The organism is Streptomyces sp. CBMA29, assembly GCF_014596445.1.
Taxonomy (GTDB): domain Bacteria; phylum Actinomycetota; class Actinomycetes; order Streptomycetales; family Streptomycetaceae; genus Actinacidiphila.
Window position 1 is genome coordinate 1 of sequence record NZ_MECL01000234.1, and the last position, 1,011, is coordinate 1,011.

1 protein-coding gene is annotated in these 1,011 nt (G+C 62.8%); it reads left to right on the forward strand.

Going from position 1 to position 1,011, the window contains the following annotated elements; translation table 11 throughout:
* The first annotated feature begins 67 nt into the window (after positions 1 to 67).
* Positions 68 to 499: a DUF6193 family natural product biosynthesis protein gene (locus tag BGM09_RS38240; RefSeq protein ID WP_223187928.1), complete on the forward strand. Its 432-nt coding sequence runs from the start codon at positions 68 to 70 to the stop codon at positions 497 to 499.
* The last annotated feature ends 512 nt before the right edge of the window (positions 500 to 1,011 follow it).

Below are 1,011 nucleotides of genomic sequence, written 5' to 3' on the forward strand. Positions count from 1 at the left end.
GCGTCCGGCGGACTCCGTTCCGGGTGATCAAGTTCGAGAGACCATTCGGTCAATCAAGTGGTACCCGATGACCGTCCTCCTCGTGCACGATGGGGAAGTGAACAGGGGTGCAGCAGGCGATGCCGCCGTTGAAGCAGGCTGGCAGACGGTACGTGACGACGGACGTGTGCGGACGGAACTACTGGAAGCGGCCTACGCGGAACCCCGCCTGCGGCAACTTTTTCCCTGGACCGGGATGGGCGAACTTCACTTCAGTCGCTGCACCGGCCAGCGGTGGACCTGGGACATCCCCTACATCCAGCCCGCCGCCGGAGAGACCTACTGGGTCTCGGGCCCCCTTCGAACCCAGACGGTGGGGCCAGCCCTCACAGCTCAAGACGCCATCGCCATGGTGGTCCAACGCCTCCCTGCGGGATGTGGTCCTGCCTTCCCTGGTACTCCCGAAGAACTCACAGCTCACGAGGCCGCAACGCAGAAGCAGCTGACGGACGAAAGTTAAAGAACAAGCTTGGCTTGTTCTTTATCTTCCAGCCGCGTCGTAGGGCGGGGTCGGAAGGTTCCAGACGGCGTCTGACCGGTTGACGATCTTTCGAAGTTCGCGGGCGCTTCGTGGTGATAGGGCCTGCATCACTGTGTCGAGGAGGGCTCGGGCTTCGAGAGGGTTGCCGCAGCAGTACCAGTGCACGTTGCCCCACTCGTAGTCGTGCCACAGGGTGCGCTCGGGCTGGTGGACGTAGTCCTTCCACAGACTCACAGACGCGCTGACTTCGCCTGGCTGCAGATAGTTGCGGGTGTGCTCAAGACGGATGATCTCGGAGACTGCACGCGAAGACAGACCGTCGATGACCGGCCTTGTACCCGTGGTCCGGTGGCTGCCGCGGGCGCCGGCACGGATGTGTCCTGGCCGTCTACGCGGCATGGACCTTTCGGTTCGTCGTCATGCGGTACATGGTGCCACGGTCTCGAATGGCGTCTCGAACGGATTCGCTCACCTGGGGATTCAACAGACGT